This window comes from Stenotrophomonas sp. 169 (genome assembly GCF_014621775.1).
Lineage (GTDB): Bacteria > Pseudomonadota > Gammaproteobacteria > Xanthomonadales > Xanthomonadaceae > Stenotrophomonas.
Map to the genome: position 1 here is coordinate 67,102 of NZ_CP061204.1, position 25,723 is coordinate 92,824.

23 protein-coding genes are annotated in these 25,723 nt (G+C 66.7%); 15 read left to right on the forward strand and 8 right to left on the reverse strand.

Annotated elements, in window-relative coordinates; genetic code table 11:
• Positions 1-72 precede the first annotated feature (72 nt).
• On the reverse strand, positions 73-1,098 hold the full coding sequence (locus ICJ04_RS00265; protein WP_188325589.1) for a TIGR00266 family protein: 1,026 nt from the start codon (positions 1,096-1,098) through the stop codon (positions 73-75).
• Between the two features lie 156 nt (positions 1,099-1,254).
• On the opposite strand from ICJ04_RS00265, the gene ICJ04_RS00270 reads away from it, so the two are divergent.
• Positions 1,255-3,522 carry a TonB-dependent receptor gene (locus ICJ04_RS00270; protein ID WP_188325590.1) on the forward strand — a complete coding sequence of 756 codons (2,268 nt, stop codon included), beginning with the start codon at positions 1,255-1,257 and terminating at the stop codon, positions 3,520-3,522.
• A gap of 68 nt (positions 3,523-3,590) precedes the next feature.
• Here ICJ04_RS00270 and ICJ04_RS00275 read toward each other — a convergent pair whose 3' ends face one another.
• Both ICJ04_RS00275 and ICJ04_RS00280 read right to left on the reverse strand, forming a co-directional pair.
• A complete protein-coding gene (locus ICJ04_RS00275) occupies positions 3,591-4,433 on the reverse strand; it encodes a phosphatase PAP2 family protein (RefSeq protein ID WP_188325591.1) in 843 nt (280 codons plus the stop codon).
• 110 nt (positions 4,434-4,543) lie between these two features.
• The gene (locus ICJ04_RS00280; RefSeq protein WP_342589200.1) at positions 4,544-5,389 is read right to left on the reverse strand and encodes an ATP-binding cassette domain-containing protein; all 846 of its coding nucleotides are present in this window, start codon (positions 5,387-5,389) and stop codon (positions 4,544-4,546) included.
• Between the two features lie 131 nt (positions 5,390-5,520).
• Between ICJ04_RS00280 and ICJ04_RS00285 the strand changes: the two genes are divergently transcribed.
• From ICJ04_RS00285 to ICJ04_RS00305, 5 genes are all read left to right on the forward strand, one after another.
• Entirely contained in the window at positions 5,521-5,877 is a 357-nt protein-coding gene (locus tag ICJ04_RS00285) for an EF-hand domain-containing protein (protein ID WP_188325592.1), read from the forward strand.
• Between the two features lie 312 nt (positions 5,878-6,189).
• Positions 6,190-7,002 carry a bifunctional DNA-formamidopyrimidine glycosylase/DNA-(apurinic or apyrimidinic site) lyase gene (mutM, locus tag ICJ04_RS00290; protein ID WP_188325593.1) on the forward strand — a complete coding sequence of 271 codons (813 nt, stop codon included), beginning with the start codon at positions 6,190-6,192 and terminating at the stop codon, positions 7,000-7,002.
• A gap of 68 nt (positions 7,003-7,070) precedes the next feature.
• On the forward strand, positions 7,071-7,634 hold the full coding sequence (locus tag ICJ04_RS00295; RefSeq protein WP_188325594.1) for an ECF-type sigma factor: 564 nt from the start codon (positions 7,071-7,073) through the stop codon (positions 7,632-7,634).
• A gap of 17 nt (positions 7,635-7,651) precedes the next feature.
• The gene (locus tag ICJ04_RS00300) at positions 7,652-10,099 is read left to right on the forward strand and encodes a serine/threonine-protein kinase (protein WP_188325595.1); all 2,448 of its coding nucleotides are present in this window, start codon (positions 7,652-7,654) and stop codon (positions 10,097-10,099) included.
• Positions 10,100-10,172: 73 nt separating this feature from the next.
• On the forward strand, positions 10,173-11,774 hold the full coding sequence (locus ICJ04_RS00305) for a glucan biosynthesis protein D (RefSeq protein WP_188325596.1): 1,602 nt from the start codon (positions 10,173-10,175) through the stop codon (positions 11,772-11,774).
• 141 nt (positions 11,775-11,915) lie between these two features.
• Here ICJ04_RS00305 and ICJ04_RS00310 read toward each other — a convergent pair whose 3' ends face one another.
• Positions 11,916-12,518 (reverse strand): thymidine kinase, encoded by a 603-nt coding sequence (locus tag ICJ04_RS00310; protein ID WP_188325597.1) that lies wholly within the window; start codon positions 12,516-12,518, stop codon positions 11,916-11,918.
• Between the two features lie 93 nt (positions 12,519-12,611).
• On the opposite strand from ICJ04_RS00310, the gene ICJ04_RS00315 reads away from it, so the two are divergent.
• The 3 genes from ICJ04_RS00315 to ICJ04_RS00325 all read left to right on the forward strand — a co-directional run bounded on the left by ICJ04_RS00315 (position 12,612) and on the right by ICJ04_RS00325 (position 15,506).
• A complete protein-coding gene (locus ICJ04_RS00315; protein ID WP_188325598.1) occupies positions 12,612-14,588 on the forward strand; it encodes a UvrD-helicase domain-containing protein in 1,977 nt (658 codons plus the stop codon).
• A 40-nt stretch (positions 14,589-14,628) separates the two neighbouring features.
• Positions 14,629-15,162, forward strand: a complete 534-nt coding sequence (locus tag ICJ04_RS00320) for a GNAT family N-acetyltransferase (protein WP_188325599.1) — start codon at positions 14,629-14,631, stop codon at positions 15,160-15,162.
• Positions 15,163-15,257: 95 nt separating this feature from the next.
• Positions 15,258-15,506: a hypothetical protein gene (locus ICJ04_RS00325; RefSeq protein WP_188325600.1), complete on the forward strand. Its 249-nt coding sequence runs from the start codon at positions 15,258-15,260 to the stop codon at positions 15,504-15,506.
• A 112-nt stretch (positions 15,507-15,618) separates the two neighbouring features.
• Here ICJ04_RS00325 and ICJ04_RS00330 read toward each other — a convergent pair whose 3' ends face one another.
• Positions 15,619-16,269, reverse strand: a complete 651-nt coding sequence (locus ICJ04_RS00330; protein WP_188325601.1) for a DUF480 domain-containing protein — start codon at positions 16,267-16,269, stop codon at positions 15,619-15,621.
• Positions 16,270-16,369: 100 nt separating this feature from the next.
• On the opposite strand from ICJ04_RS00330, the gene ICJ04_RS00335 reads away from it, so the two are divergent.
• Together ICJ04_RS00335 and pyrF are read left to right on the forward strand one after the other, a co-directional pair.
• Positions 16,370-17,284, forward strand: a complete 915-nt coding sequence (locus ICJ04_RS00335; protein WP_188325602.1) for a 5'-nucleotidase, lipoprotein e(P4) family — start codon at positions 16,370-16,372, stop codon at positions 17,282-17,284.
• Positions 17,281-18,003, forward strand: a complete 723-nt coding sequence (gene pyrF / locus ICJ04_RS00340; RefSeq protein ID WP_188325603.1) for an orotidine-5'-phosphate decarboxylase — start codon at positions 17,281-17,283, stop codon at positions 18,001-18,003. The genes ICJ04_RS00335 and pyrF overlap by 4 nt, the downstream gene beginning before the upstream one ends.
• Positions 18,004-18,048: 45 nt before the next feature.
• Here pyrF and ICJ04_RS00345 read toward each other — a convergent pair whose 3' ends face one another.
• Positions 18,049-18,513 carry a trypsin-like serine protease gene (locus ICJ04_RS00345; RefSeq protein WP_188325604.1) on the reverse strand — a complete coding sequence of 155 codons (465 nt, stop codon included), beginning with the start codon at positions 18,511-18,513 and terminating at the stop codon, positions 18,049-18,051.
• Between the two features lie 36 nt (positions 18,514-18,549).
• Complete coding sequence (locus ICJ04_RS00350) at positions 18,550-19,350, reverse strand: serine protease (protein ID WP_188325605.1); 801 nt, start codon at positions 19,348-19,350, stop codon at positions 18,550-18,552.
• Positions 19,351-19,856: 506 nt separating this feature from the next.
• Between ICJ04_RS00350 and ICJ04_RS00355 the strand changes: the two genes are divergently transcribed.
• Entirely contained in the window at positions 19,857-20,798 is a 942-nt protein-coding gene (locus ICJ04_RS00355) for a hypothetical protein (protein WP_223202942.1), read from the forward strand.
• A complete protein-coding gene (plsB, locus tag ICJ04_RS00360) occupies positions 20,798-23,428 on the forward strand; it encodes a glycerol-3-phosphate 1-O-acyltransferase PlsB (protein ID WP_188325607.1) in 2,631 nt (876 codons plus the stop codon). The genes ICJ04_RS00355 and plsB overlap by 1 nt, the downstream gene beginning before the upstream one ends.
• A 177-nt stretch (positions 23,429-23,605) precedes the next feature.
• On the opposite strand, the gene ICJ04_RS00365 is transcribed toward plsB, so the two are convergent.
• Positions 23,606-23,809 carry a DUF465 domain-containing protein gene (locus ICJ04_RS00365; protein WP_188325608.1) on the reverse strand — a complete coding sequence of 68 codons (204 nt, stop codon included), beginning with the start codon at positions 23,807-23,809 and terminating at the stop codon, positions 23,606-23,608.
• Positions 23,810-23,899: 90 nt separating this feature from the next.
• Here ICJ04_RS00365 and ttcA point away from each other — a divergent pair, with 90 nt between their 5' ends.
• On the forward strand, positions 23,900-24,787 hold the full coding sequence (ttcA, locus tag ICJ04_RS00370; RefSeq protein WP_188325609.1) for a tRNA 2-thiocytidine(32) synthetase TtcA: 888 nt from the start codon (positions 23,900-23,902) through the stop codon (positions 24,785-24,787).
• Between the two features lie 12 nt (positions 24,788-24,799).
• Positions 24,800-25,705 carry a recombination-associated protein RdgC gene (locus ICJ04_RS00375; RefSeq protein WP_188325610.1) on the forward strand — a complete coding sequence of 302 codons (906 nt, stop codon included), beginning with the start codon at positions 24,800-24,802 and terminating at the stop codon, positions 25,703-25,705.
• Positions 25,706-25,723: the final 18 nt, after the last annotated feature.

A 25,723-nucleotide genomic window follows, 5' to 3' on the forward strand; every position in this document is an offset into this window, starting at 1 on the left:
CGCTGGCCGTCACAGTCCTGCACACGATTGACGGCCAGCGGCCGTCACTACCGGAAGCGCGCGTCATTCCCTTCAGAAGCGATTGTCGCCGTCCAGCATCCGGCCCAGCCCGCCCAGCACCGAGCCTTCGCCGCGGTTCTGGCCGCCGCCCTGCGGGGCCGCCATCCACATCCGGCCAGCCAGACGCGAGAACGGCAGCGACTGCAGCCACACCTTGCCCGGGCCGGTCAGGGTGGCCAAGAACACGCCCTCGCCGCCGAACACCATGCTCTTGATGCCGGCCACGCGGCGCACGTCCATGTCCACGCTGGCGTGGTAGGCGACCACGCAGCCGGTATCCACGTCCAGGCGCTCACCAGCCGCCAGATCGCGCTCGACCACGCAGCCACCGGCATGGATGAACACCCAGCCGTCGCCCTCCAGCTTCTGCATGATGAAGCCCTCGCCGCCGAACAGGCCGGTCATGATCTTGCGCTGGAACTGCACGCCGATCTGCACGCCGCGCGCGCCGGCCAGGAAGCTGTCTTTCTGGCAGATCAGCCGTCCGCCGTGCTCGTCCAGCTTCATCGGCAGCACGGTGCCAGGGTAAGGCGCCGCGAAAGCAACCTTGGCCTTGCCGTGGCCGGTGTGGGTATACAGCGTGGCGAACAGGCTCTCGCCGGTGAGCACGCGCTTGCCGGCGGACATGACTTTGCCCATGAATCCGCCGCCCTGGCCACTGTGCGAGCCGTCGCCGAACACGGTGTCCATCTGCACCGCCGAATCCTTGAACATCAGTGCGCCGGCCTCGGCGATCGCGCTTTCGCCGGGGTCCAGCTCGATCTCGACGAACTGCATTTCATGGCCGACGATGCGGAAGTCGATGTCATCGGCGCGCTGGCCGCGCGCTGCGCCGCCCGGTACCGGGGGTGGCGCACTGGTCATCCCCGGAACGTCCGAGCGCAGTTCCGGCACATCGCGGATCGCCATCCAGCCACTCATGCCCTGGCACCAGGCCAAGGCTTGCGGCGCAGCGGCCGCGTAACGGCGCGCGGCCTGGTCATCGAAGGGGCCCACGCGGTCGGCCTGGCCGGGAACATGGAAGTACCACTGGTTCATCGCTGCGCGTCCAAAGGGGAGGAAAACGCGAGTCTAGCGGTCCACGGCGTTGCCCGGCAGCGGCCATGAACGACCGGCATTTGCGGCCGGCGTGTTGTATTGCAACAATTATCTGGTAGCGCCGTTCCACCACCCCTCCCAACACAGCCTACCGCCATGTCCCCGAACCGTTCCGTCCACGACCGCCGACCGGTCGTGCGTCCGCTCGTTCTCGCGCTTTCCGCCCTGCTGCCGCTGTCTGCGGTTGCCCAGCAAGCCCCCGCCAGCAAGGATCCCGTTGCCCTCGACGCGCTGACGGTGACCGCCCAGCGCCGCGTGGAAAACGCGAAAGACGTACCGGTGGCGATCACCGCCATCCAGGGTGAAAAGCTCGATGTACTCGGTTCGGCGGGCGATGACATCCGCTTCCTCGCCGGACGCGTGCCCAGCCTGAACATCGAATCGTCCTACGGCCGTGCCTTCCCGCGCTTCTACATCCGTGGCCTGGGCAACACCGATTTCGATCTCAATGCCTCGCAGCCGGTTTCGCTGGTGTACGACGACGTGGTGCAGGAAAGTCCGCTGCTGAAGGGCTTCCCGCTGTTCGACCTGGCCGGCGTGGAAGTACTGCGCGGTCCGCAGGGCACGCTGTTCGGCCGCAATACGCCGGCCGGCGTGGTCAAGTTCGATTCGGCGCGTCCTTCGCAGGATGCCGATGGCTACGTCAAGGTGGCCTATGGCAGCTACAACACCTGGAACACGCAGGGTGCCTACGGTGGTCCGTTGACCGACCGCTGGTCCGCGCGCGTATCCGCGCTGTACCAGCGCCGCGACGATTGGGTTACCAATACGCGCGACAACGCGCCGGCGCAGGGCTTCGAAGGCTACGACGAGGCCGCCGCCCGCGTGCAGTTCCTGTACGAAGGTGATGCGTTCGAAGGCTTGTTCAACCTGCACAAGCGCAAACTCAACGGCACCGCCCGCCTGTTCCGCGCCAACATCATCCAGCCGGGCAGCAACCAGCTGGTGGAAAATTTCGACCGCGATGAAGTGTCCACCGACGGGCAGAACTTCTCCGATCTGGAAACCTGGGGTGGCAGCGCGCGCCTGAAGTGGGACCTCGGCCGGGTGACCCTGCACTCGATCACCGGGTATGAAACCGCTGAATCGCTCAACCACGGTGACATCGACGGCGGCTACGGCGCGGCGTTCCTTGGCGCCGGCAACTCGGGTCCGGGCTTCATTCCGTTCCCGTCCGAGTCGGCTGACGGTTTGCCGAGTCACCGCCAGTGGACGCAGGAATTCCGCGTCGAATCCAACGAATGGGGCCGCTTCGACTGGCAGGCGGGCGTGTTCTACTTCGATGAAGACGTGACCATCGACAGCTTCAACTACGACTCGTTGACCCCGGGCAATCCGCAGACCGGCCATGCCGTGCAGCAGCAGCGCAACAAGGCGTGGGCCGCCTTCGCGTCCGGCGACTTCGACGTCACCGATCGCTTCAAGCTGCGTGCCGGCGTGCGCTACACCCAGGACAAGAAGGACTTCACCGCCAGCGTGCTGCAGGCCGTACCGGGCGGCACACCCGTCAGTGGCCCCTACGTTGCCAACAGCGATGTCGACGATGTCAGCTGGGACCTGAGCGGCGTGTATCAGCTCACCGACAACATCAACGCCTACGCCCGCGTTGCGAAGGGCTTCCGCGCGCCGTCGATCCAGGGCCGGCTTGCCTTCGGTGGCGTCACCCAGGCCGATTCGGAGAAGGTCATCTCCTATGAGGCCGGCATCAAGGCCGACCTGTTCGACCGTCGTGCGCGTCTGGGCTTCAGCGTGTTCCGTTACAACGTGGACGGCCAGCAGTTGATCGCCGTGGGCGGCAGCAACAACACCGCCACCCTGCTCAATGCGGACAAGACCATCGGCCAGGGCTTCGAGCTCGACTTCGAAGCGTACCTGACCGACAACGTGCTGCTGACCCTGGGCAGCAGCTACAACGACACCGAGATCAAGGACCCCGACCTGGCGGTGGCGATCTGCGGCGGCGGCTGCACCATCACCGATCCGACCACGGTCATCAACGGCGGCACCTACGCGCTGGTCAACGGCAATTCGCTGCCGCAGGCGCCGAAGTGGATCCACAACCTGACCCTGCGTGCCGGCTTCCCGGTCAACGATGCCAGCGAGTTCTACGTGTACACCGACTGGGCGTACAAGGGCCCCGTCAACTTCTTCCTGTACGAGTCGCCGGAGTTCCGTAGCCGCAGCTCGCTGGAAGGGGGTCTGCGCCTGGGTTACAACTGGGATTACGGTCAGTACGACGTGGCCGTGTTCGGTCGCAACCTGACCGATCAGGTCCGGGTGGTCGGTGCGATCGACTTCAACAACCTGACCGGTTTCATCAACGAACCGCGTACGTTCGGCGTCGAGTTCACCGCGAAGTTCTGACAAGCAGACAAGGTTCGGGTTCCGTCCGCATGGCGGGCGGAACCCGAGCCCCTGTCACGGCATCGCCGTCAGAGCGCGCTGGCGGGCCGTACCTTCAACACGGCTTCTTCCGCTGCGCAGTCACGGCTGGCGTGCTGTCCCGCCTTGCGGGCTGCGGCGATTTCCTTGTGCGCTTTCAGCAGATCCGACTGGAAGGCCGCGTTGTCGTGCAGCCTGGCCACCGCCGCTGCGCCCATGAAGCGTCCCTCCAGGATGTCGCTCTGCCAGTGCACGTTGCACACCAGGCGGCTTTCGCCGTAGTTGCGGCCCCGGGCGATGATGGCATCGGCCCGATCCGGCGCGATTTCCGCAAGGATCAACGCCCAGGCCCAGCCGATCGAGGTGTGGCCGGAGGGATATGAACCGTTCTTGCGCAGGCCCTCTTCGTCGTCCGGCGTGCAGGTGGGTTCGTTGTTGACCATGAAGGGCCGCGGCCGCTGATGGTGCTTCTTCGCCGCGCGCGTGGCCGCACTGGCGTCAATGCGGCTGCGCTCCAGCAGGCGGTACAGCGCCGGTGTGCGCTGTGCGTCGACGTCCAGATCGATGGCGCAGGAAAACTGACTGGCACCCACCGGGAAAGCGAGTTCCGCATCGCGCGTGGCCTGGGTGAAACGCGCCGTGCCGCGCAGTGCACGCGCCTCACGGCTGACCTGCTCGTCCAAGGCGAAGCCGGCCGATCCCGCGACGGGCGGTGGGGGCACCAGGTCCAGACTGGCAGGGACGGCATGATCGGCCAGGTAACCGACGGCGCGGGTGGTGACCGTGGCCTCCACGGCCGTCGCTGGGCGGGTAGGCGGGCTGGCACAGCTGCTCAGGGCGAGAGCAACCGACAGACAGAGCAGGGACGCGGGACGGCGCAGGAGGAAGGACATCGCAGGGCTCGGGCATAAGCGGAGCACCATGATCGCAGTCCGCAACGGCCGGCGCAGGGGCTACGCGCATCCGGCCAGATGCTGCACGGTCGGTGAGCGTGGGAGAAGGCTCAGCCTGCGATGGCGTTCAAGCGGCCGTCCTGCAGCGTGACGCGGATCGGACCACCGAAGGCAGCCGACAGCGGTGCATCACACAGCAGTTCGGCACGGGTGCCATCTGCCAGCACCTTGCCTTCGCGCAGCAGCACCACGCGCTCGATCTCCGGGATGATTTCTTCCACGTGGTGGGTCACCAGCACCAGGGTGATGCCCTGCCGCGCCAACGACTGCATGGTGTTCACCAGGTGCTGGCGGGCCACCAGGTCCAAGCCGGTGGACGGTTCATCCAGCAGCAGCGCATGGGGTCGGTTGACCAGCGCACGGGCAATCAGCACGCGCCGGGTTTCGCCCGCCGAAAGCTCTGCAAAGGCGCGCTCGCGCAGCGCCAGCGCACCGGTCATGGCAAGGGTCTGCGCAGCGCGCTCGCGCATTTCCGCGCTGATCTCGCGGAAAGCGGGCAGCGTGTAGCTGGCAAAAAAGCCGGTCAGTACCGCCTGTTCCACGGTAAGGCCCGTCATCTCGGACAGGATGCTGCTGAGATCGCCGGTGACGATGCCCAGCTGCGCGCGCAGCCGATCAACCTGCCAGCGGCTCTGTCCGAGCACGCGGACCGACACGTGTCCGTCGGCGTGGGCCAAGGGATACAGCTCGCGCGTGATGAGTTTGATGAAGGTGGATTTCCCGCAGCCATTGGGGCCCAGCAGTGCGGTGTGCTGGCCTTGCGCGATGCGCAGGGTGAGTTCGTGCAGCACCTTCACCTGGCCACGCACGACGGTGGCACGGTCCAGCTCGATCAGCGGCGGCGCATCGGCAGGTGGTTGGACGGAGGGGGCGGATGCAACAGCGGTGGAGGTCAGGCTGGACAACGCGGTTTTCCCGGCAGCAAAGGCGGTCGATACGGTGGCACAGGGATGCAGTTTGCAACGGGGCGGGCCATCATGTCTGCCATCTTTGCTGTTGCTGGCCGGTGGCCGGCCTGGGACCTGACATGGCGCATGCGCGCAGTGGAATCGTGGCGATCGCGACGTTGTGCGCGGTGTTGTGTAGTGGCTCGCCAACGGCGACGGGGCAGGTAACGGACACGGGCAGCTATCTGCAGCGCATGGACGGCGACGGCGATGGGCGCGTCAGCGAGCAGGAATACGTGCAGTGGATGATGTATGCCTTCGACCACATGGATCGGGATGGTGACGGTGTGCTCACCGCAAGCGAGTTGCCGGGCGGCAAGGGCCGGCCGATCACGCGTGAGCAGCACCTGCAGACGCTGGTGCAGCGCTTCCACAAGCAGGATGCGAACCGGGACGGGTATCTGGATGCACGGGAGTTGGCTGCGCCTCCGCGGTGAGTGGGAGGTCGAACGGTAAGACCCCTCGCGGCTGGCGGCTTGCACTCAGGATGGGGCCGGGCGGGGTGGGGTCTGCAGGACACGCCGCAAGTACGTCCATGTAGGCTGCATCGCCGCATCCATGCGGCTCAGCGTCCTGCAGACCCCACCCCGCCCGGCCCCCTGACAGGTTCCGGTGGCTGCCAGCCGCGTAATGAAAAAAAGAAGGGGTAGCGCCGAGCCGTGCTCGGCGGATACCGTCCGACGCCGCTATATAGCGCCGCCGAGCATGGCTCGGCGCTCCCGCTATGCGGGCGGGCGTAGAATCTGCGCATGCCTGAATTGCCCGAAGTTGAAACCACACGCCGTGGGCTTGCCCCGCATCTGCTGGAGCGCGCCGTCCATGGGGTGATCCTGCGGCGCCGGGAACTGCGTTGGCCGATCCCCGACGAGGTGGCCAGCCTGCTGCCCGGCCAGCGCATCCGCGATGTGCGTCGGCGTGCCAAGTACCTGTTGCTCGATACCGATGCCGGGAGTGCGCTGATGCACCTGGGCATGTCCGGCAGCCTGCGGGTGCTGCCCGGCGATACCCCGTTGCGCGCCCACGACCATGTGGACATCAGCCTGGACAACGGTCGCCTGCTGCGCTTCAACGATCCGCGACGCTTCGGCAGCCTGCTGTGGCAACCCCCCGGCGTGGTCCACCCGCTGCTGCAGGGGCTCGGCCCGGAACCGCTGGAAGACGACTTCGACGGCGACTATCTGTACCAGCGCAGCCGCGGTCGCAAGGCGCCCATCAAGACCTTTCTGATGGATCAGGCGGTGGTGGTGGGCGTGGGCAACATCTATGCAGCGGAAAGTCTGTTCCGTGCAGGCATCAGCCCCCTGCGCGAAGCGGGCAAGGTCTCGCGTGAGCGCTACCAGCGTCTGGCGACGGCGGTGAAGGACATCCTGGGTCATGCGATCACCCGCGGCGGCACGACGCTGCGCGACTTCATCAGTCCCGACGGCGCGCCAGGCTATTTCGAACAGGAACTGTCGGTCTACGGACGCGATGGCCAGCTGTGCAAGACCTGCGGGCGGCCGCTCAAGCACGCGATGATCGGCCAGCGCGCCAGTGTCTGGTGCAGTCACTGCCAAAGGTGAATGGATTCAGGCACAGATCACGTCGAGGGCTATAGTCGCCTCAAGTCTCCGGGGGCGCGGGCGCAGCGATGGACGATGGATCCGACATCACGGTGTGGTTGGATGCTGCGCGGGGCGGTGACCGGGCCGCGCTGGACCGTGTGCTGACCGTCCTCTATCAGGAGCTGCACGGCATGGCCCGGCGGCAGCTGGCGGGGCAGCAGGGCCGCACGCTGGATGCCACCTCGCTGGTGCACGAGTCTTACCTGAAACTGCTGGGCAGCCGCAGTGGCGCCCGCTTCGAAGACCGCGCCCACTTCTTCGCTTATGCCGCATCGGCCATGCGCAGCGTAGTGGTCGACTATGCGCGCAACCGGATGGCGCGCAAGCGGGGGGGTGACCTCAAGCGTGTCGATCTGCCTGAGAACAGCAGCAGCGGCATCCGCATGGATGAGGACATGCTGGCGCTGGATGTTGCCCTGGAGAAACTCGGTGCACTGGACGCGCACCTGGCCAAGGTCGTGGAGCTGCGCTATTTCGCCGGCCTGACCGAGCAGCAGATCGCGGAGCTGAGCCAGCGGTCCGAGCGCAGCATCCGCCGTGACTGGCAGAAGGCGCGGTTGTTCCTGTTGGCCGCCGTGCGCGAAGACTGAGCCCAGGCAACGACGCGATGGATGCCAAGCGCTGGCGTGAACTTTCATCCTGGCTGGACCAGCTGCTGGACATGGAGGCACCTGCACGGATACAGCGCCTGGGGCAGATCGCCGAGCGCGACGAGGGGCTGGCCGCGGAGCTGCAGCAGCTGCTGTCGCGTGAGCAGGAAAGCGAGCAGTTCATGGCCCAACCGGTATTCGCCGCACCGGCCTGCGCGCGCGCAGGCACGCGGATAGGCCCGTACCGGTTGCTGCACCTGCTTGGTGAAGGCGGCATGGGCGAGGTCTGGTTGGCTGAACGCTGTGATGGGATGTACGAACGCAAGGTGGCCTTGAAACTGCTGCGCAGCGGCCTCGCCGATCCCGGGCTGCATGCACGCTTCGCCCGCGAACGGCAGATCCTCGCCCGCCTGCAGCATCCCAACCTGGCCCAGCTGCACAACGCCGGCATCGACCTGGACGGGCACCCCTACATCGCGCTGGACTACGTGCAGGGCGAGCCGGTCACGGACCATTGCGCACGTACGCAGCCGCTGCTGCTGGAGCGGCTGCGGCTGATGTTGCAGGTCTGCTCGGTGGTGGCGCACGCGCACGCCAACCTGGTCGTGCACCGCGACCTGAAACCCTCCAACATCCTGGTCGCGGCCGACGGCTCGGTGAAGCTGCTGGACTTCGGCATCGCCCAACTGCTGGACCGCGACCATGAGGGCGCGGCGCCAGGACCCGGCGAGCCACGCGCCTTTACCCTGCATTACGCCGCTCCGGAACAGGTGCGCGGTGAGCCGGTCAACACCCTCACCGACATCTATTCGTTGGGCGTGGTGATCTACGAGGTGGTCACCGGGCACAAGCCCTATCGCCTGCGCCGCCAAGCCGACAGTGAGTGGGAGCGCTCCATTCTGGAGGTGCAGCCGATGCCGGCATCGCGCCGCCTGCAGCTGGCCGACGCAGGGGCAGCGCGTCCGTCATTGGCGGCCTTGCGCATGGCCCGGCAGGTGCGCGGCGATCTCGATCTGCTGCTGGACAAGGCGATGGCCAAGGATCCGCAGGCCCGCTATGGGTCGGTCGATGCACTGGCCGAGGACCTGCGCCGTTTCATCGATGGCAAGCCGCTGCGTGCGCGCGCCTCGACAAGGCGCTACCGCCTGCACAAGTACCTGCAGCGCCACCGCTGGGGCGTGATCGGGGCCGGTTCGGCCTTGCTGATGGTGCTCACCGTGTCCGCCGTGGCGCTCTGGCAGGCGCAGCAGGCGCGGGTTGAAATGGCGCGCGCGCAGGCCATGCAGGATTTCAGCGTCGGCCTGTTCGACCGCGCGGCGGCCAGCGGCCACGGACGCTTCGACGTGCGCCAATTGCTGCAGATGGGCCGACAGCGCGCCCAGCTTGAACTGCGTGACCAGCCGGTGGCGCTGGCCGAGCTGTACGGCGTGATCGGACGCCTGCGCATCGGCCTGGGGGATTATCAAGCGGCCCTGCAGATACTGGACGAGCAGCGTGCCCTGTTGCAGGCACAGGCCGTGGTGCCGCCGGTGCTGCAGCTGGATGCGGTGACCCAACGTGCACGCGCGCTGCGCATGTTGGGCCGCGACCGTGAGTGCGTCGCCCATCTGCAGGCGATGCGGCCGCTGGCGGACGAACAGCAGAGCCTGTTGCCTGCCGCGGCGGCCGCGTTTGCAAGCCAGCTCGGCCGTTGCCAGGCGCAGCTGGGCGATGTCCACGGTGCGCGCCAGGCGTTCGGCAGGGCGCTGTCGCTGTACCAGCACGGCGATGGCCACGGCAACTCGCGCGGTGTCGCCGAGTCGTTGGCGGACCTCGCCGCGCTGGATGAAGAAGCAGGTGACGCAGCGCATGCCCTGGTGGCTTACCAGCAGGCCCTGCGGCTGATGGCAACCGCGGCTCCTGGGGCTCCGGAGACCATCGTCCTGCGTCGCCAGCTGGGGCAAGCCCTGGCGCGCGCCGGACGGCCTGCGGAGTCCGCCGCTGCGCTGGAACTCGCCTGGCAAGCCGCGGTGCAGGCCTTCGGCCCAGATCATCCGGAGACCCTGTCGGTACGCCGCGCGCGCGCTCTGCTGGCGATGCGACAGGGGCGCGCGGCCTGGGCCGGCCAGGAGCTGCGCGAGGTACAGGTGAAACTGCAGCTCGCGCTGGGACCGGATCATCGCGAAACCGGATTGGCCGAGCACGCGCTCGGCGAGCTGTATCGAAGCACGGGTGATGTGCAGCAGTCGCTCGTGCACTATCGCGCTGCCGTACGTATCTGGCGCCAGCCCGACCATGTCGCCCTGCTGGCGCAGGGATTGCTGGACCTGGGACAGGCCGCTTACGAGGCCGGAGAGCTAGGCGCGGCCAGGGGAGCATGGCGTGAGGCCCGGCAACTGCTGATCGCCCAGCGCGGCATTCCGTCCGAGGCCGTACGCCGATTGGATACCCGGATGGCTGCCGTGACGTGGCCAGCTGAACACTAACCGCGTCCGACTGCTACCAATTAACGAATCTGTTGGAATAATGCGCGATCCCTCCAAGCTCCGGCTGCCTCGAATGCAACGACGCGATTTCCTCCGCAATGCTTCCCTGGCCTTGGCCGCCTTCGGTCTGCCTGCACTGAACGTGGGCGCCGCGGGGACCCGGCAGGTCGGCCTGCGCCGGCTGGGTGAGGCGCATCCGTTCGACTTCGCCAGCCTGAAGGGTCAGGCGCGTGCCCTGGCCAATGCCCCCTACCAGACACACAAGCGCACGTTGCCCGGACCGGTTGAAGCCCTGGACTGGGACCAGTACCAGTCGATCCGCTACCGCCAGGACCATGCGCTGTGGGGCAACGAGCCGGGCCGCTTCCAGGCCAAGTTCTTCCATCTGGGCCTGTACTTCCACTCGCCGGTGCGGATGTTCGACGTGGTCGATGGCAAGGCACAGGAGCTGGCTTACGACGGCGCGGCGTTCGATTACGGCAAGAGTGGGATCAAGGCTGGACAGCTGCCGGCGGACCTCGGCTTTGCCGGATTCCGCCTCAACACGCGCAAGGACACCGACCGTGACTTCGCCGCGTTCCTGGGTGCCAGCTATTTCCGCGCCGTTGGCAAGGAAGGGCAGTACGGGCAGTCCGCGCGTGGCCTGGCGATCGACACCGGTACCGGTGGCCCGGAGGAATTCCCGGACTTCATCGCGTACTACCTCGAGCGCCCGGCAGACGATTCGGACACCATCGTGGTGTATGCGCTGCTGGATTCGCCCAGCGTCGCCGGTGCCTACCGTTTCGCGATCACCAACGGCGATGTGCTGTTGATGGATATCGACAGCGCGCTGTACCCGCGCAAGGCCATTGAACGGCTGGGCATCGGACCGTGCACCAGCATGTTCCAGGTCGGCGAGAACGACCGCCGCATGGCGTGGGACTGGCGTCCGGAAATCCATGACACCGACGGGCTGTCGATGTGGAGCGGCAGTGGCGAGTGGATCTGGCGGCCGCTGGTCAACCCGCGCGAGCTGCGTTTCAACATGTTCGTAGACCGTAACCCGCGTGGTTTCGGGTTGCTGCAGCGTGACCGCAATTTCGACCATTACCAGGATGACGGCGTGTTCTACGAGAAGCGTCCCTGCCTGTGGGTGGAGCCCAAGGGCGAGTGGGGCGAAGGCTCGGTGCAGCTGGTGGAGATCCCCACCGTGGACGAAACCTTCGACAACATCGTTGCCTTCTGGAACCCCAAGGCCAAGCCCCAGGCCGGGCAGGAGCTGCTGGTCGGGTACCGCCTGTACTGGGGCGCCGAACCGCCGGCACGCCCGCCGCTGGCACACACCGTGGCCACGCGCACCGGGCTGGGCGGCATCATCGGCAAGAAGCGCGACTATTTCTCATGGCGGTTTGCCGTCGATTTCGCCGGCGGCGAGCTGGCCAGTCTGATCGACAAAGGCGAGGTGGAAGCGGTGGTGCAGACCAGCCGCGGCAAGGTCGAGATCGTCTCCGCGCGCCCCCTGCGCGAGATCGACGGCTACCGGGCGATGTTCGACCTGGTGCCGGGTGATGACAGCACCGCGCAGATCGACATCCGGCTGTTCCTGCGCAGCGGCGGCAAGACGCTGACCGAGACCTGGCTGTACCAGTACAGCCCGCCACCGGCCGGTGCATCCGAACGCACCTTGTACTGAGCCCGGTAAACGGGGAACCGGTAGCGCCGAGCCATGCTCGGCGAGCGCGAAGCGCGGCGTGTCTCCGTGATCTCACGATGTCGGACGGAATCCGCCGAGCATGGCTCGGCGCTACCGCGCTACCGCGCTACCGGCGCCGCCTCACAGCAGATCGATCTTGCCTTCGCCGCGGGTGATCTTCTTGAACTCTGCGCGGCTGACCGACACGTAGCGGTCATTGCCGCCGATCTCCACCTGCGGGCCGTCATGCAGGGCATGGCCGTTCTCGTCTACGCGCACGGTCATCGTCGCCTTCTTGCCGCTATGGCAGATGGTCTTGATCTCCTGCATCTCGTCGGCCCAGGCCAGCAGGTACTGGCTGCCCTCGAACAGCTCGCCGCGGAAGTCCGTGCGCAGGCCGTAGCAGAGGACCGGAATGCGCAGCTGGTCCACCACCTCGCTCAGCTGCCAGACCTGGGCGCGGGTGAGGAACTGCGCCTCGTCCACCAGCACGCAGCCCAGCTTCCCGTGTGCATCCAGATCGGCCTGGATCACCTGCTGCAGGTCGCTGTCGCGCTCGAAGGCCATGCCGTCGGCCTTCAGCCCGATGCGCGAGGCGACCACGCCACTACCGGCCCGGTCATCCAGCCGAGGGGTAAGGATGGCCACCCGCATACCGCGCTCACGGTAGTTGTGCGCGCTCTGCAGCAGCGTGGTGGTCTTGCCGGCGTTCATCGCCGAGTAATAGAAATAGAGCTTGGCCATGGGCAGATTCTATCTGTTCAGGTGGTCGCTCCGCCCTGTGCGCCAGCGTGGGCCCACCGCAGCCCAGGGTCTGGCCGCTACAATCAGCACCACATGCACGGTCTCAATCCCCCCCAAAGCGCTGCGGTGCTGCATATCGAAGGCCCCTTGCTGGTGCTGGCCGGCGCCGGCAGTGGCAAGACGCGTGTGATCGTGGAAAAGATCGCCCACCTGATCGGCTGCGGACGCTATCCCGCACGCCGGATCGCGGCCATCACCTTCACGAACAAGTCCGCCAAGGAAATGCGCGAGCGCGTGGGCAAGCGCCTGCGCGACCAGGATGCGGAGGACGTCACCATCTGCACCTTCCACGCACTGGGGTTGAAGTTCCTGCAGATCGAACACGCGGCGGTGGGGTTGAAGCGTGGCTTCTCGATCTTCGATGCCGATGACAGCAATGCACAGGTGAAAGACCTGATGTACGGCGCCAAGCCGGATGACATCGACGACGTGAAGAACCTGATCTCGCGTGCCAAGAATGCCGGGATGTCACCGGAACAGGCGATGCGCGAAGCGCGCAGCAACCGCGAAAAAGAAGCAGCGAGCGTGTACGAGCGCTACCAGTTGCGGCTGACCGCCTTCAATGCGGTCGACTTCGACGATCTGATCCGGCTGCCGGTGCAGGTGCTGGAGGAGAACCCGGACATCGCGGTGGCTTGGCGCGAGCGCATCGGCTACCTGCTGGTCGATGAGTGCCAGGACACCAACGACGCGCAGTACCGGCTGTTGAAGCAGTTGGCTGGCGAGAAGGGCAACTTCACCTGCGTGGGCGACGATGACCAGTCCATCTACGCTTGGCGGGGCGCCAATCCGGAGAACCTGCAGCAGATGGGGCGCGACTATCCCGCCCTGCAGATCATCAAGCTGGAGCAGAACTACCGCTGCTCCAACCGGGTGCTGCGTGCGGCCAATGCGCTGATCGCCAACAACCCGCACGAGCACCTGAAGAAGCTGTGGAGCGACCAGGCCGACGGCGAGCGCATCCGCGTGTGGGAATGCCGCAACAGCGAGCACGAAGCCGAGAAAGTCGCCGCGGAGATCGCCTATATCGCGCAGGCGCGGCAAGTGCCTTGGAGTGATTTCTGCATCCTGTTCCGCGGCAATTTCCAGTCACGCCCGCTGGAAAAGGCGATGCAGCTGGCGCGGGTGCCTTACCACCTGTCCGGTGGCACGGTGTTCCTGGAACGTCAGGAAGTCAAAGACACGCTGGCGTGGCTGCGGCTGCTGGTCAATCCGGACGACGATACGGCCTTCATGCGCGCGGTGCAGGCACCCAAGCGCGATGTCGGCGCGGGCACGTTGGCCAAGCTGGCCGAGCTGGCCTCTGAAAAGGACATGCCGATGGCGCAGGCGGCCGAGGCGCTCGGCGCGCTGCAGCAGTTGGCACCGCGCGCGGCCAACAGCCTGTCCCGGTTCACCGACATCCTGCGCGACCTGCGTGCGCAGACCCGTGAGATTTCCTCCGGCGACATGATCCGCAAGGTGGCCAAGGAGTCCGGGCTGCTGAGTGAGCTGCGCCAGCAGGCGAAGGAAGAGGCCACTTACCAGCGTCGTGCCAACAACATCGAGGAACTCGCGCAGTGGTTCGAGGGCGGCCCGCGCGGCGCGACTGCCGCCGACCTGGCCGGACAGTTGGCGCTGCTGTCGCGCAACGACAAGGACGACGGCGGCAACCAGGTCAGGATGATGACCCTGCACGCGTCCAAGGGGCTGGAATTCCCCTACGTTTTCATCGTTGGCTGCGAGGATGGCGTGCTGCCGCACCAGGTCAGCCTGGACGAGGGCACGCTGCAGGAAGAGCGGCGTCTGCTGTACGTGGGCATCACCCGCGCCAAGGTGCAGCTGTGGATGAGTCACAGCAAGCTGACGCGCAAGTTCGGCGAGCATGTACGGCTGAAGCCGAGCCGTTTCTTCGCCGAACTGCCGGCCGAAGAACTGCAGCGCGATGGGGCCGATCCGGTCGCCGACGCGGCACGCAAGAAAGAACGGGCATCGGCCGGGCTGGCGGCCATCCAGGCCTTGTTTGATTGAGTCAGTGGTGGCCACAATCGGCCATTCTCCCGTTCGTGGAATGTCCGTGCAGATCGAGACCGAACGCCTCCGCCTGCGGCTGATCAGCCCCGCGCTGGATGCAGCGAACACGCTGGCCCTGCTCAACGATCCCGGCTTCCTGCGTTTCATCGGTGATCGCGACGTGCGCACCGAGCAGCAGGCGCGTGACTACATCGCCACGCGCGTGCTGGCCAGCTACGCGCTGCACGGGTTCGGCATGTACGCGGTGGAGCGGAGTGCCGATGGCGCTTGGCTGGGCAATGCCGGGCTGGTGCGCCGCGATGGCCTGCCGGGGCCGGACATCGGCTATGCACTGCTGCAGGAGTACGCGGGCCAAGGCTACGCGGGCGAGGCGGCGCGCGCGGTGTTCAGCCATGCGCGCGGCGCGCTGGGCCTGCAGGACCTGTATGGCATCACGGACCCGGACAACCTGGCCTCGGCAGCGATCCTGCGCCGGTTGGGCATGCAGCAGCGCGGCCTGCTGCAGCTGCCCGGCAGCGAGGAGTGGGTGACCTGCTTCGCCACCCCGGGCGCGGCCTGCATCGCCGGATAGGGCCGGCGGCCGTGGCGGAATGCACGCCACCTGCGCAGCGGTTCAAAGCGCCGCTGCGCTCGCCGAGCATGGCTCGGCGCTACGGTGCAGTGCCGATGCACGTGGCGGGCGGTGCCGATGCCCGCGGCGTGCGCGGTGTCGATGCCCGCGGCGTGCGCGGTGTCGATGCCCGCGGCGTGCGCGGTGCCGATGCACGTGGCGTGCGCGGTGCCGATGCCCGCGGCGTGCGCGGTGTCGATGCACGTGGCGTGCGCGGTGCCGATGCACGTGGCGTGCGCGGTGCCGATGCCCGCGGCGCGCGCGGTGTCGTGGTAGCGCCGAGCCATGCTCGGCGGAATGTCTGATGCAGCCGACTGAAGTCGGCTCTACCGTAGTGCATCACCGCAGTGCGTCACCGCATTGCATCACCGCAGTGCGTCACCGCATTGCATCACCGCAGTGCATCACCGCAGCGTGTCAACGCAGTGCGTCCAGCTGCGCCTGCAGGTCGGCCACGGTCGCCTCCAGCTGTGCCACGCGCTCTGCCAACCCCGGATCCTGGCTGGCCGCCGATGCGGCGCCAGAGGCTGCGAAGCGCGCCGACAATGCCGCACCGTCCACGTCGCCGCACAGCAGGTGCATGTAACGATCTTCGCGCTGGCCAGCGGCACGCGGCAGCACCACGATCAGCTCGCGCTGTTGCAGGCGCTCGATCGCATGGCGTGCTTCGTCGCTGTCGCCGAACCGGTGCAGGCGTTCGGCACGGGTCACCAGTTCGCCAAGGGTCTGTGGGCCACGCAGCAGCAACAGGGCCAACAGCACCGTCTGCTGCCGGGTCAGGTCCAGGGCGGCCTGGAGACGGTGTTCGTAGCGGTCGGCGCGGGAAGAGAAGTGCTGGCGGGCCAGGCCCATCGTCTCCAGCGCCCGCAATGCATGCTGCACGTTGCCCGCATCCAGGTTCATCAGCGGGTCGCGTGCGGTCTTCTGGTTGGCCGCCGACTGCGCCGCATTGACGGTCAAGGGGTAGGTGTCCGGCGTGGTCGCCTCCTTTTCCACCAGGCTGCCCAGCAGGCGCGCCTGTGCAGCATCCAACAGCGGGCGGGCGGGGGTGTCGAGGACGTCGGTCATGGAAGGCTCCGTACTGGTCAGGCGGACAGCCACCAAGCATAGCCCCTGCCTTTGACATCTTTGCCGTTAAAATGGGCCGGTTCTGTACATGGTGAAGCCAATGCCTCGTCGTATCGCCCCTCTCTCCCTGTCCTTGCTCGCCCTGGCGACGTTGGGCCTGTCCGCCTGCAAGCGCGTCGACGCGCCGGCTGCCGATGCGGCACCCGTCGCGGTGGCGCCTGCGTCGCCGAGCATGGACAGCAGTGCCAATGACAACCTGAACGCGGTGCTGTGGGTGCAGCGGTCGGAAGAGTACAAGGCCGCTGCCGAACAGACCTACCGGGCGGCCGCCGATCGGCTGGATGCCGCGCTGAAGGAGGCGCACTGGGACGCACTGGTGCCGGAAGAGCGCGGTAACGAGGCCAAGGGGCTCAAGCCGGCGGTAGTGCTGGACCTGGACGAGACCGTGCTGGACAACTCGCCGTACCAGGCGCGGCTGGTTCGCGATGGCAAGGAATACGATGAGATGACGTGGGACCAGTGGGTGGCCGAAAAGAAGGCCAAGCCGGTCCCGGGCGTGGTCGACTTCGCCAAGGCCGCGACGGAAAAAGGCGTCACCCTGGTCTACATCTCCAATCGCGCCGTCCATCTGAAGGACGCCACCTTGGCCAACCTGCGTGCCGTCGGCCTGCCGGTGGCAGATGACAGCGTGTTCCTGGGCCTGGGCACCGTGGTGCCAGGCTGCGAGCAGGCCGGCAGCGAGAAGAACTGCCGTCGCCGCCTCGCAGGCCAGCAGTACCGCGTGCTGATGCAGTTCGGCGACCAGCTCGGCGATTTCGTTGAAGTCACCGCCAACACCCCGCAAGGCCGTGCCGCGCTGCTCGAGCAGTACCACGACTGGTTCGGTGAGCGCTGGTGGATGCTGCCCAACCCCACGTACGGCGGCTGGGAGCCGGCGCAGTTCAACAACGATTACAGCCAGCCACGCCAGGCGCGCCATGACGCCAAGCGCGCCGCATTGGACTACGCCCCATGAGCCGCGGCCCGCTGCCGTTACGCGACGACGAACGCCTGATTTTCGCCCTGGACGTACCAGACCGCGTGCAGGCGCTGGAGTGGGTTGACCGCTTGGGCGACAGCGTGGGGTTCTACAAGATCGGCATGGAACTGCTGGCGTCGGGCGAGTACTTCCAGGTGCTGGATGAATTGGCCCGCCGCGACAAGCGGGTCTTCGTTGATCTGAAGTTCTTCGATATTCCTGCCACCGCTGCGGCGGTGATCAAGCGGCTTTCGCAGTGGCCGGTGAGCTACTGCACCATCCATGGCTGGCATCCGGTGATGATGGAAGCCTGTACCGCGGTTGCAGGGGGCGACATGCGACTGCTGGCGGTCACCGTGCTGACCTCGATGGGGCGGGAAGATCTGGCGCAGATGGGCATCGACCGCGAGCCGGTGGATGTGGTCGTTGAACGCGCGCTGGCCGCCCAGGCCGCGGGCATCGATGGTGTCATTGCGTCGGGCCAGGAAGCCGCGCCGATCCGCGCGGCGACCGGTGCCGGGTTCTCCATCGTCTGCCCCGGCATCCGTCCCGGCGGCCCGGCAGGCGATGACCAGAAGCGCACCGTCGGGGTGTCCGAGGCCTTCCGCGACGGCGCCGATGCGATCGTTGTGGGGCGACCGATCCGGCTGGCAGCGGATCCGCAGGCGGCTGCACGCGGCATCCAGAAGGAAATCCACACCGCGCTGCGTCGCTGACCGCTGCGGGACGCCCAGCGCGTCCCGCTTCCCGCGTTCAACGGATCAACGGCCATCCCAGGTGCGGCGCTGGTCCTGCTCGAAGGCAGTGCCATCCAGGCCCAACAGCTGGACCGGTTGGATTCCGCTGACAGGTTGCTCCAGGCGCAGCAGGGCAACGTCTGGGCCGCCCTCCCTGTAGTCCGGGTGGGAATGAATTTCCGCGATGCGATGCACCACGCCTTCGTCGCGGCCCAGATTTGTCTGGCCGACACGCACGACCGCCAGGTCGACCGTTACGCCCATGCAATGCGCTGCAGTCAGCACCCAGGAGGGCGAGATCAGGGTGCCGCCACACAAGTGCTGCTGACGTGGCGTGTCACCGACGGCGGGGACCTGGATGCTGACCATGAAGGGATAGACGCCGGTGGGCGCGTCTTCGCCGCCGATGATGCGAGGCGCGGCCGCCGCCGCCTCTGAGAAAAGCGCAGTGAGACACAGGGCCGTTACCACTAACGGGGTACGAGGCATAAGCGAATCCTCGGATAGGGAAATGGGGAAAAGCGGTCAATCACGCGTCCACACCGAGTGGATGAAGGTATCGATGTCAGCGGACGCCAGTCGTGCATAGACGCCGGGGGAATCGCCGCGCGCACAGCCGATACCCCAGCTCACCACACCCAACTGGGACCAGCTGCCGTCGGCGGCCTTCACGAACAACGGGCCGCCAGAGTCGCCCTGGCACGCGTCCTTGCCCGCGCGGCTGGCGCACATTTCCCTGTCCCTATGGACCGTAGCGCGCCCTTCATACAGCGCCTGGCAGGCGCGGGTATCGATGAAGGGCACCTCGACGTGCTGCATGCGCGAAGGCGAGCTCCCGCTCGAAGACAGCCGACCCCAGCCGGCAACCGTCAGCAGCCGCCCCGGTACTTCGTAGCCGATGCCCTCGCCACGCGGCAGACGCACTGGCGTGATGCCCTGGACGGGCTTTTTCAGCTTCAGCAGCGCAACGTCGTTCGTACGGCCCGCGTATGCCGGATGGATGTGGATGGCGGCCACCGGATGATTGGTTCCGGTGCCGGCCTCCAGGTCGGTTTCCCCGGTGCGGATGAACAAGCGGGAGGCGGACGCGCCCAGCACGCAATGGGCGGCGGTCAGCGCCCACGAGGCCGAGATCAGGGAGGCACCGCAGATGTGGCCATAGCGGGGGTCGTCTGTTCCGGCGACCTGCAGGCTGGCCAGGAACGGGTAGCGTCCGTCGGGGACGTCTTCGCCCCCAACGATCGCGGGCTTTGCCAGTTGGGGGGAAGCCGCCAGGGCGGGGCCGGCAAGCAGACTGACCAGGAGGCAGGCAGGGATAAGGCGCATGAGTACACTCCCGTTACGACGGCGGTACGCCGACGCCGCCATTCCGCCGTAAAGAGGCCAGCCCAAGTGAGCACGGAGTCACTCTCTTCGTCCTCGCGGCCGCATCCCTACACGTCAAAGCGGCAGATGCATCCCAGCGTGCACCGCGTACCCGCGTGATGCGTCCACGACGCAATCAGCTGCCATCAGCGCGGGGAGGGGCGGGATCACTGTGCCGCCGCGCAGGTGGCTAGCGACCGGCAACCCACTCCCCTTGATGGTCGAACGGCGACGGTGATGCGGTGCGCGCAGCCCGCGATCCGGTTGCCAGCCCAAGCCGGGTCGCCCCCCATGACCCGCCACCCCCGCATGCCGCCGCCAGTGCGGGACCCCGTCTGCCCGGCACGCTTTGTGATCCAATGGTTTTTCACGACGAGGACGGCGCCGTTCGCGCCTGTCTTGCTGCCGCCATGCATGACCGGTCAAGATGCAGGCCGGTCTGGGGAGTCCGAACAAACATGTCGATCATGAAACGGCGTACACAGCGCCAGGCGTGGGCTTGCGGAGCCGTGCTGCTGCTCATGTTGGCCGCCTGCGGGCGCGACGCGGTGGATCCGGCGAAGCCGCCCGCCGAACCGGTTGCCGCCGTGCAGGCGATGGCCCGCGCCGTGGCCGCCAACGATCTGTTGGCCTATGCGCGGCTGTCCGTGCCGCCGGCCCAGTACCGCCGCCTGCAGGACGCCTGGGCCCAAGGGCACAGCCGTTGGCCACTGACCGAGCTGCCGTTGCATGACCAGTTGCTGCCGATGTTGCAGGCGTTGTCGGCGCCGGACGGCAGCCAGCAGCTGCAGCGCAGCTTCGAGCGGCAACTGGCTGGTCAGACCACCGCAGTGCGCCAGGCAGCGCAGTCCATGGGACTGTTCGGCGTGCAGTACCTTCGCCACGAGAACACGATCACGGCCAGCCAGCGCAGCCATTACATACAAGTGGTGGAAACCCTGGCGGGCTGGGCCGCAGATGCCCCGATCAGCGATCGCGCGCGTGCACGGGCCGCCATCACGGCGTTGACCGGCGCGGCGCGCGCCACCGGCATAAGCGATGACAGCCACCTGCAGCAGCACGGCATGGAAGGCAGTCTGCAGAAGCTCGGCCCCTTCATCGGCGTCTTGAAAGCGGTGATGGCGAGCTATGGACTGGACGTGGACGAATCGCTGCGGGAACTGACCGGCGACGTGCTGTCCCAGCAGGGCGACAATGCCCTGGTGCGGTTGCAGTACCCGCTGGCCGGACAGACCGTCAGCCTGCAGATCCCGCTCACCCGCCGCGAAGGCCACTGGTACCTCACCCGCACCTTGGCCGACACCGATGCCCTGCTGCGCAACGCCGACGCGGCGCAGGCTGAATCCGATGCCGCCATCGCTCCAGCCGATGAGACCGGGGCAGATGCAATGCCTCCGGCTAAGCCATAATGGCGCCGATGTCGAAACAGAACCCCCTGCCGTTCCCCGGCGAACAACCCGAGCCGACCGCCGCCGCCGCGACGCCGGTATCCCCGACGACCGACGGTTCGCTGCCGCCGCCTGCCCCTGCGCGCGTCGCAGGCGGACGCCGGCCGTGGTGGGCGCGACTGCTGGGTCGGCTGGTCGAGCCATGGCTGTCGCTGGATATCGAGCCGGAAGATCCCGGCCAGTACAACGACGGTCGGCCGGTGATCTACGTGCTGGAAGACTACGGTCTGTCCAATGCGCTGATCCTGGACAAGGCCTGCCGCCAGGCGGGGCTGCCTTCGCCGTTGACGCCGCTGCCCGGTGACCCCACCGGCCGCCGCCGTGCCTACGTGGCGCTGTCGCGACGCAGCTCCAGCAATTCGCTCATCCCCGAGCAACGCGGCGCCAAGACCCATTCCGATTCGCTGGCCAAGGTGCTGCAGGCGCATCGCGTGCGCGACGAGCTCGACGTGCACCTGGTGCCGGTATCGATCTTCGTCGGACGCGCACCGGACAAGCAGAGCGGCTGGTTCGCCGTGCTGTTCTCGGAGAACTGGGCACTGGTCGGCCGCTTCCGCCGCCTGCTCGCCGTGCTGTTGAACGGTCGCAGCACGATCGTGCGCTTCGCCCCGCCCATTTCGCTGCGCTCCACCATCGATGAAGGGCTGGACCCGGAACGCACGGTGCGCAAGCTGCAGCGCGTGCTGCGTACCCATTTCCGGCGTATCCGCGAGTCGGTGATCGGGCCCGACCTGTCGACCCGTCGCCTGCTGGTGGACCAGGTGCTGCAGGCCGAGCCGGTGCGCGAAGCCATCGCGTCCCAGGCACGCCGCGACAACAGCAAACCGGCTGACGCCTGGAAGAAGGCGCATGCCTATGCCTGGGAGATCGCGGCCGATTATTCCAGCCCTGCGGTGCGCTCGGCCAGCTTCATGCTCAGCCATGTGTGGAACCGGATCTATGCCGGTGTGCTGGTGCATCACCTGGACAAGTTCAAGGCCGCCGCGCCGGGCCATGAAGTGGTCTACGTGCCCAGCCATCGCAGCCACATGGACTATCTGCTGCTGTCCTACCTGTTGTACGACCGCGGCATCGTGCCGCCGCACATCGTGGCGGGCATCAATCTCAACCTGCCGGTCGTCGGCACCCTGCTGCGCAAGGGCGGTGCGTTCTTCATACGGCGCTCGATCCGGGGCAATGCGCTGTACTCGGCGGTGTTGAGTGAGTACGTTGCCCAGCTGGTCGCCGGTGGTTACTCCATCGAGTACTTCGTGGAAGGCGGGCGCTCACGCACCGGCCGCCTGCTGCAGCCGAAGGGCGGCATGATCTCGATGACGCTGAAGGCGTTCCTGCGTCAGCCGCGCAAGCCGGTGCTGTTCCAGCCGATCTATATCGGCTACGAAAAGCTGATGGAAGGCGGCAGCTATCTGGATGAACTGACAGGGCGGCCGAAAGAGAAAGAGTCGATCTGGTCGCTGCTGTGGGGCATCCCAAAGGTGCTCAAGCAGAACTACGGCCAAGTGGTGGTGAACTTCGGCGAACCGATTGCGTTGAACGACGTACTGGCCGAGAAGGCACCCGACTGGGATGGCAGCGCCGTGGCCGAGGATGAAAAGCCGGCGTGGTTGGCGAGCACGGTCGATACGCTGGCCGAACGCATCCAGGTGCGCATCAATGGCGCCGCCGACGTCAATCCGATCAACCTGCTGGCGCTGGCTCTGCTGTCCACGCCCAAGCACGCGATGGGCGAGGCCGACCTGATCGCGCAGATCCAGCTGTGCAAGACCCTGCTGGAAGAAATGCCGTACTCCGATCGAGTGACGGTGACCCCGCATTCGCCTGCGCGGATCATCGCCCACGCCGAGGAGATCAACGTCCTCACCCGCGTGCGCCATCCGCTGGGGGACGTGCTCAGTGTCAGCGGCGATACCGCTGTGCTGCTCAGCTACTTCCGCAACAACGTGCTGCACCTGTTCACGGCGTCGTCGTGGGTGGCGTGCTGCTTCCAGAACAACCGCCGCATGGGCCGCGCGGGCCTGGTGCGGCTGGGGCGCACGGTCTACCCGTTCCTGCAGTCGGAGCTGTTCCTGCCGTGGACGGAAGACGAGTTCGGCCAGCGCATCGAGCAGACCATCGATCTGTTCATCCGCGAAGGGCTGCTGCAGCAGGTGGGCGAAGACGAAGGCGGCGTGCTGGCGCGTAACACCGGGCAGACCGACGAAGTGTTCCGCCTGCGCGCCATCGGCCATTCGCTGCAGCAGGCCTTCGAGCGCTATTACATCGCCATCTCGGTGCTGGTCAAGAACGGTCCGGGCACGCTCGGCGCCGCTGAGCTGGAGAGTCTCTGCCAGCAGGCGGCCCAGCGCCTGAGCCTGTTGTACGCACCGGCCGCGCCGGAGTTTTTCGACAAGACCTTGTTCCGTGGATTCATCCAGAAGCTGCGCGAGCTGCGTCTGGTATGGCCGGATGAAAACAGCAAGCTGTTGTTCGATGAGCGGCTGGACGGCTGGGCCAAGGATGCCAAGTTCATCCTCGGCCGCGAGTTGCGCCACACCATCGAGCGGGTCAGTCCGGAAGCCGCCAAGCCCGAAGAAGCCGCGCCGCAGGATTGAGCGCACGGAATGCGTGCGCTGGGCCTCGCGAGTCGCTGGGGCACGGTCCTGGGAAACGCCGCGGTGGGCGTGATGGTTGGGCACGGGCGGTGGGCATGGGTTGGTAGAGCCGACTTCAGTCGGCTTGCCGCCGCAGCCGACTGAAGTCGGCTCTACCGAATGCCAGGGCAGCCGTCGTCAGGCCGGTTCGTCGGGAATCTGCAGGCTCTCCAGCCGGCTGATGCAGTCTTTCAGCTGCAGGCGGTGCCGCTTCAGCCGTTTGGACTCCAGGTCGTCGCTGCCGTTGGCGGCCATGTGCGTGATGCGGTCATCCAGCGCACGGTGTTCCGCGCGTAGTGCGCCCAAGCGCTCGGTGATTTCAGCGGGTGTGTAAGTGTCCACCTGCCGAGCATACACAGCGCAGGTGAGCGTCGGGGCAACCGGCAGCACCATGACTGGGGAAGTGCCGATGGCAGCCGGTAGAATGGGAGGATGAGCGCTGTCATCTCCCTGCCCGATCCCCTGCCGCGCGTGCGCCGTGATGCGGATCAGCAGGTGCGCGTGCTCGGCAGGCAGCTGCGCCGCCAAGTGGGCCAGGCCATCGCCGATTACGGCATGATCGGCGAGGGCGACAAGGTGATGGTCTGCCTGTCCGGTGGCAAGGACAGCTACACCCTGCTGGACATCCTGCTGGACCTGCAGCGTCGCGCCCCGGTGCCGTTCGAGCTGGTGGCGGTGAACCTGGACCAGAAGCAGCCGGGCTTTCCCGCCCACGTGCTCCCCGAGTACCTGGCCGGCCTGGGCGTGGCGTACCAGATCATCGAGCAGGACACCTATTCGGTGGTCAGCCGGGTGATTCCAGAGGGCGCCACGCAGTGTTCGCTGTGTTCGCGGCTGCGACGCGGCGCGTTGTACCACCATGCCGCCACCCACGGCTTCACCCGCATCGCGTTGGGACACCACCGCGATGACATGGCGGCGACGTTCCTGATGAACCTGTTCCACCATGCCAAGCTGTCCGGCATGCCGCCCAAGCTGCGCAGCGATGACGGCCAGCACGTGGTGATACGGCCACTGGCCTACGTGCGTGAGCGTGACATCGCCGAGTACGCGCAGGCGCGGCGATTCCCGATCATTCCGTGCACCCTGTGTGGCAGCCAGCCGAACCTGCAGCGTCGCCAGGTGGGGCAGATGCTGGCGCAGTGGGACATCGACCATCCCGGTCGCGTGGACCAGATCGCCCGTGCACTGGCTACCGTGGAGCCGTCCCAGCTGGCGGACCCGCGCCTGTTTGATTTTCATTCCCTGGAGCGTCGCCCGTGCGACGCATCTCCTGAGACGCCCGCAGCCGAAGATGGCCGTGGCGTCCTTCACTCCTGAATCCGGAATTCCATGTTCTTTCGCAACCTGACTTTCTTCCGCTTCCCCACCGCCACTGATTTCTCCAGCGTGGACACCCAGTTGCCCAATGCCCTGCTCAAGCCGGTCGGTCCGCTGGAGATGAGCTCGCGCGGCTTCATCTCCCCGTTCGGCCGCGAGGAAAAGGAGCAGTTCTCCCATCGCATCGAAGAGCACCTGTGGCTGACCGTCGGGGGTGAGGACAAACTGCTGCCCGGCGCGGTGGTCAACGACCTGCTCGAGCGCAAGTTGGAAGAGATCGAATCCAACGAGGGGCGTCGTCCCGGTGGTCGTGAACGCAAGCGCATGAAGGATGACCTGCTGCATGAACTGCTGCCGCGCGCCTTCGTCAAGAACTCGCGCAACGATGCGTTCCTGGACCTCAAGCATGGCTACGTCGCCGTGGATTGCTCCAGCCGCAAGACGGCCGAGTACTTCATGTCCGATATCCGTGGCCTGCTGGGCAGCTTCCCGGCCATGCCGCTGAATGCCGAGGTGGCCCCGCGTTCCATCCTGACCGGCTGGATCGCCGGCGAGCCGCTGCCGACCGGTCTGTCGCTGGGCGAAGAGTGCGAGATGAAGGATCCGGTGGAAGGTGGCGCCGTCGTCAAGTGCCAGCACCAGGAACTGCGTTGCGACGAGATCGACAAGCATCTGGATGCCGGCAAGCAGGTGACCAAGCTGGCGCTGGTGTTCGAGGACAACCTGTCCTTCGTGATCGGCGATGACCTGATCGTGCGCAAGCTGAAGTTCCTGGACGGTGCGCTGGATCAGCTGGAACACACCGATGATGACGGCCGCCGTGCCGAGCTGGATGCACGCTTCGCGCTGCAGAGCGCCGAAATCCGTCGGCTGTTCCTGTTGCTGGAAGAGGCGTTCAAGCTCAGCAAGGCCGACTGAACGGGGCGACCCGGTACG

Bases quoted from the DNA above. Each gene is read 5' to 3' on its own strand.
- ICJ04_RS00265 (WP_188325589.1), bottom strand. From the start codon at position 1,098: ATGAACCAGTGGTACTTCCATGTTCCCGGCCAGGCCGACCGCGTGGGC.
- ICJ04_RS00270 (WP_188325590.1), top strand. From the start codon at position 1,255: ATGTCCCCGAACCGTTCCGTCCACGACCGCCGACCGGTCGTGCGTCCG.
- ICJ04_RS00275 (WP_188325591.1), bottom strand. From the start codon at position 4,433: ATGTCCTTCCTCCTGCGCCGTCCCGCGTCCCTGCTCTGTCTGTCGGTT.
- ICJ04_RS00285 (WP_188325592.1), top strand. From the start codon at position 5,521: ATGGCGCATGCGCGCAGTGGAATCGTGGCGATCGCGACGTTGTGCGCG.
- mutM (WP_188325593.1), top strand. From the start codon at position 6,190: ATGCCTGAATTGCCCGAAGTTGAAACCACACGCCGTGGGCTTGCCCCG.
- ICJ04_RS00295 (WP_188325594.1), top strand. From the start codon at position 7,071: ATGGACGATGGATCCGACATCACGGTGTGGTTGGATGCTGCGCGGGGC.
- ICJ04_RS00300 (WP_188325595.1), top strand. From the start codon at position 7,652: ATGGATGCCAAGCGCTGGCGTGAACTTTCATCCTGGCTGGACCAGCTG.
- ICJ04_RS00305 (WP_188325596.1), top strand. From the start codon at position 10,173: ATGCAACGACGCGATTTCCTCCGCAATGCTTCCCTGGCCTTGGCCGCC.
- ICJ04_RS00310 (WP_188325597.1), bottom strand. From the start codon at position 12,518: ATGGCCAAGCTCTATTTCTATTACTCGGCGATGAACGCCGGCAAGACC.
- ICJ04_RS00315 (WP_188325598.1), top strand. From the start codon at position 12,612: ATGCACGGTCTCAATCCCCCCCAAAGCGCTGCGGTGCTGCATATCGAA.
- ICJ04_RS00320 (WP_188325599.1), top strand. From the start codon at position 14,629: ATGTCCGTGCAGATCGAGACCGAACGCCTCCGCCTGCGGCTGATCAGC.
- ICJ04_RS00325 (WP_188325600.1), top strand. From the start codon at position 15,258: ATGCACGTGGCGGGCGGTGCCGATGCCCGCGGCGTGCGCGGTGTCGAT.
- ICJ04_RS00330 (WP_188325601.1), bottom strand. From the start codon at position 16,269: ATGACCGACGTCCTCGACACCCCCGCCCGCCCGCTGTTGGATGCTGCA.
- ICJ04_RS00335 (WP_188325602.1), top strand. From the start codon at position 16,370: ATGCCTCGTCGTATCGCCCCTCTCTCCCTGTCCTTGCTCGCCCTGGCG.
- pyrF (WP_188325603.1), top strand. From the start codon at position 17,281: ATGAGCCGCGGCCCGCTGCCGTTACGCGACGACGAACGCCTGATTTTC.
- ICJ04_RS00345 (WP_188325604.1), bottom strand. From the start codon at position 18,513: ATGCCTCGTACCCCGTTAGTGGTAACGGCCCTGTGTCTCACTGCGCTT.
- ICJ04_RS00350 (WP_188325605.1), bottom strand. From the start codon at position 19,350: ATGCGCCTTATCCCTGCCTGCCTCCTGGTCAGTCTGCTTGCCGGCCCC.
- ICJ04_RS00355 (WP_223202942.1), top strand. From the start codon at position 19,857: ATGAAACGGCGTACACAGCGCCAGGCGTGGGCTTGCGGAGCCGTGCTG.
- plsB (WP_188325607.1), top strand. From the start codon at position 20,798: ATGGCGCCGATGTCGAAACAGAACCCCCTGCCGTTCCCCGGCGAACAA.
- ttcA (WP_188325609.1), top strand. From the start codon at position 23,900: ATGAGCGCTGTCATCTCCCTGCCCGATCCCCTGCCGCGCGTGCGCCGT.
- ICJ04_RS00375 (WP_188325610.1), top strand. From the start codon at position 24,800: ATGTTCTTTCGCAACCTGACTTTCTTCCGCTTCCCCACCGCCACTGAT.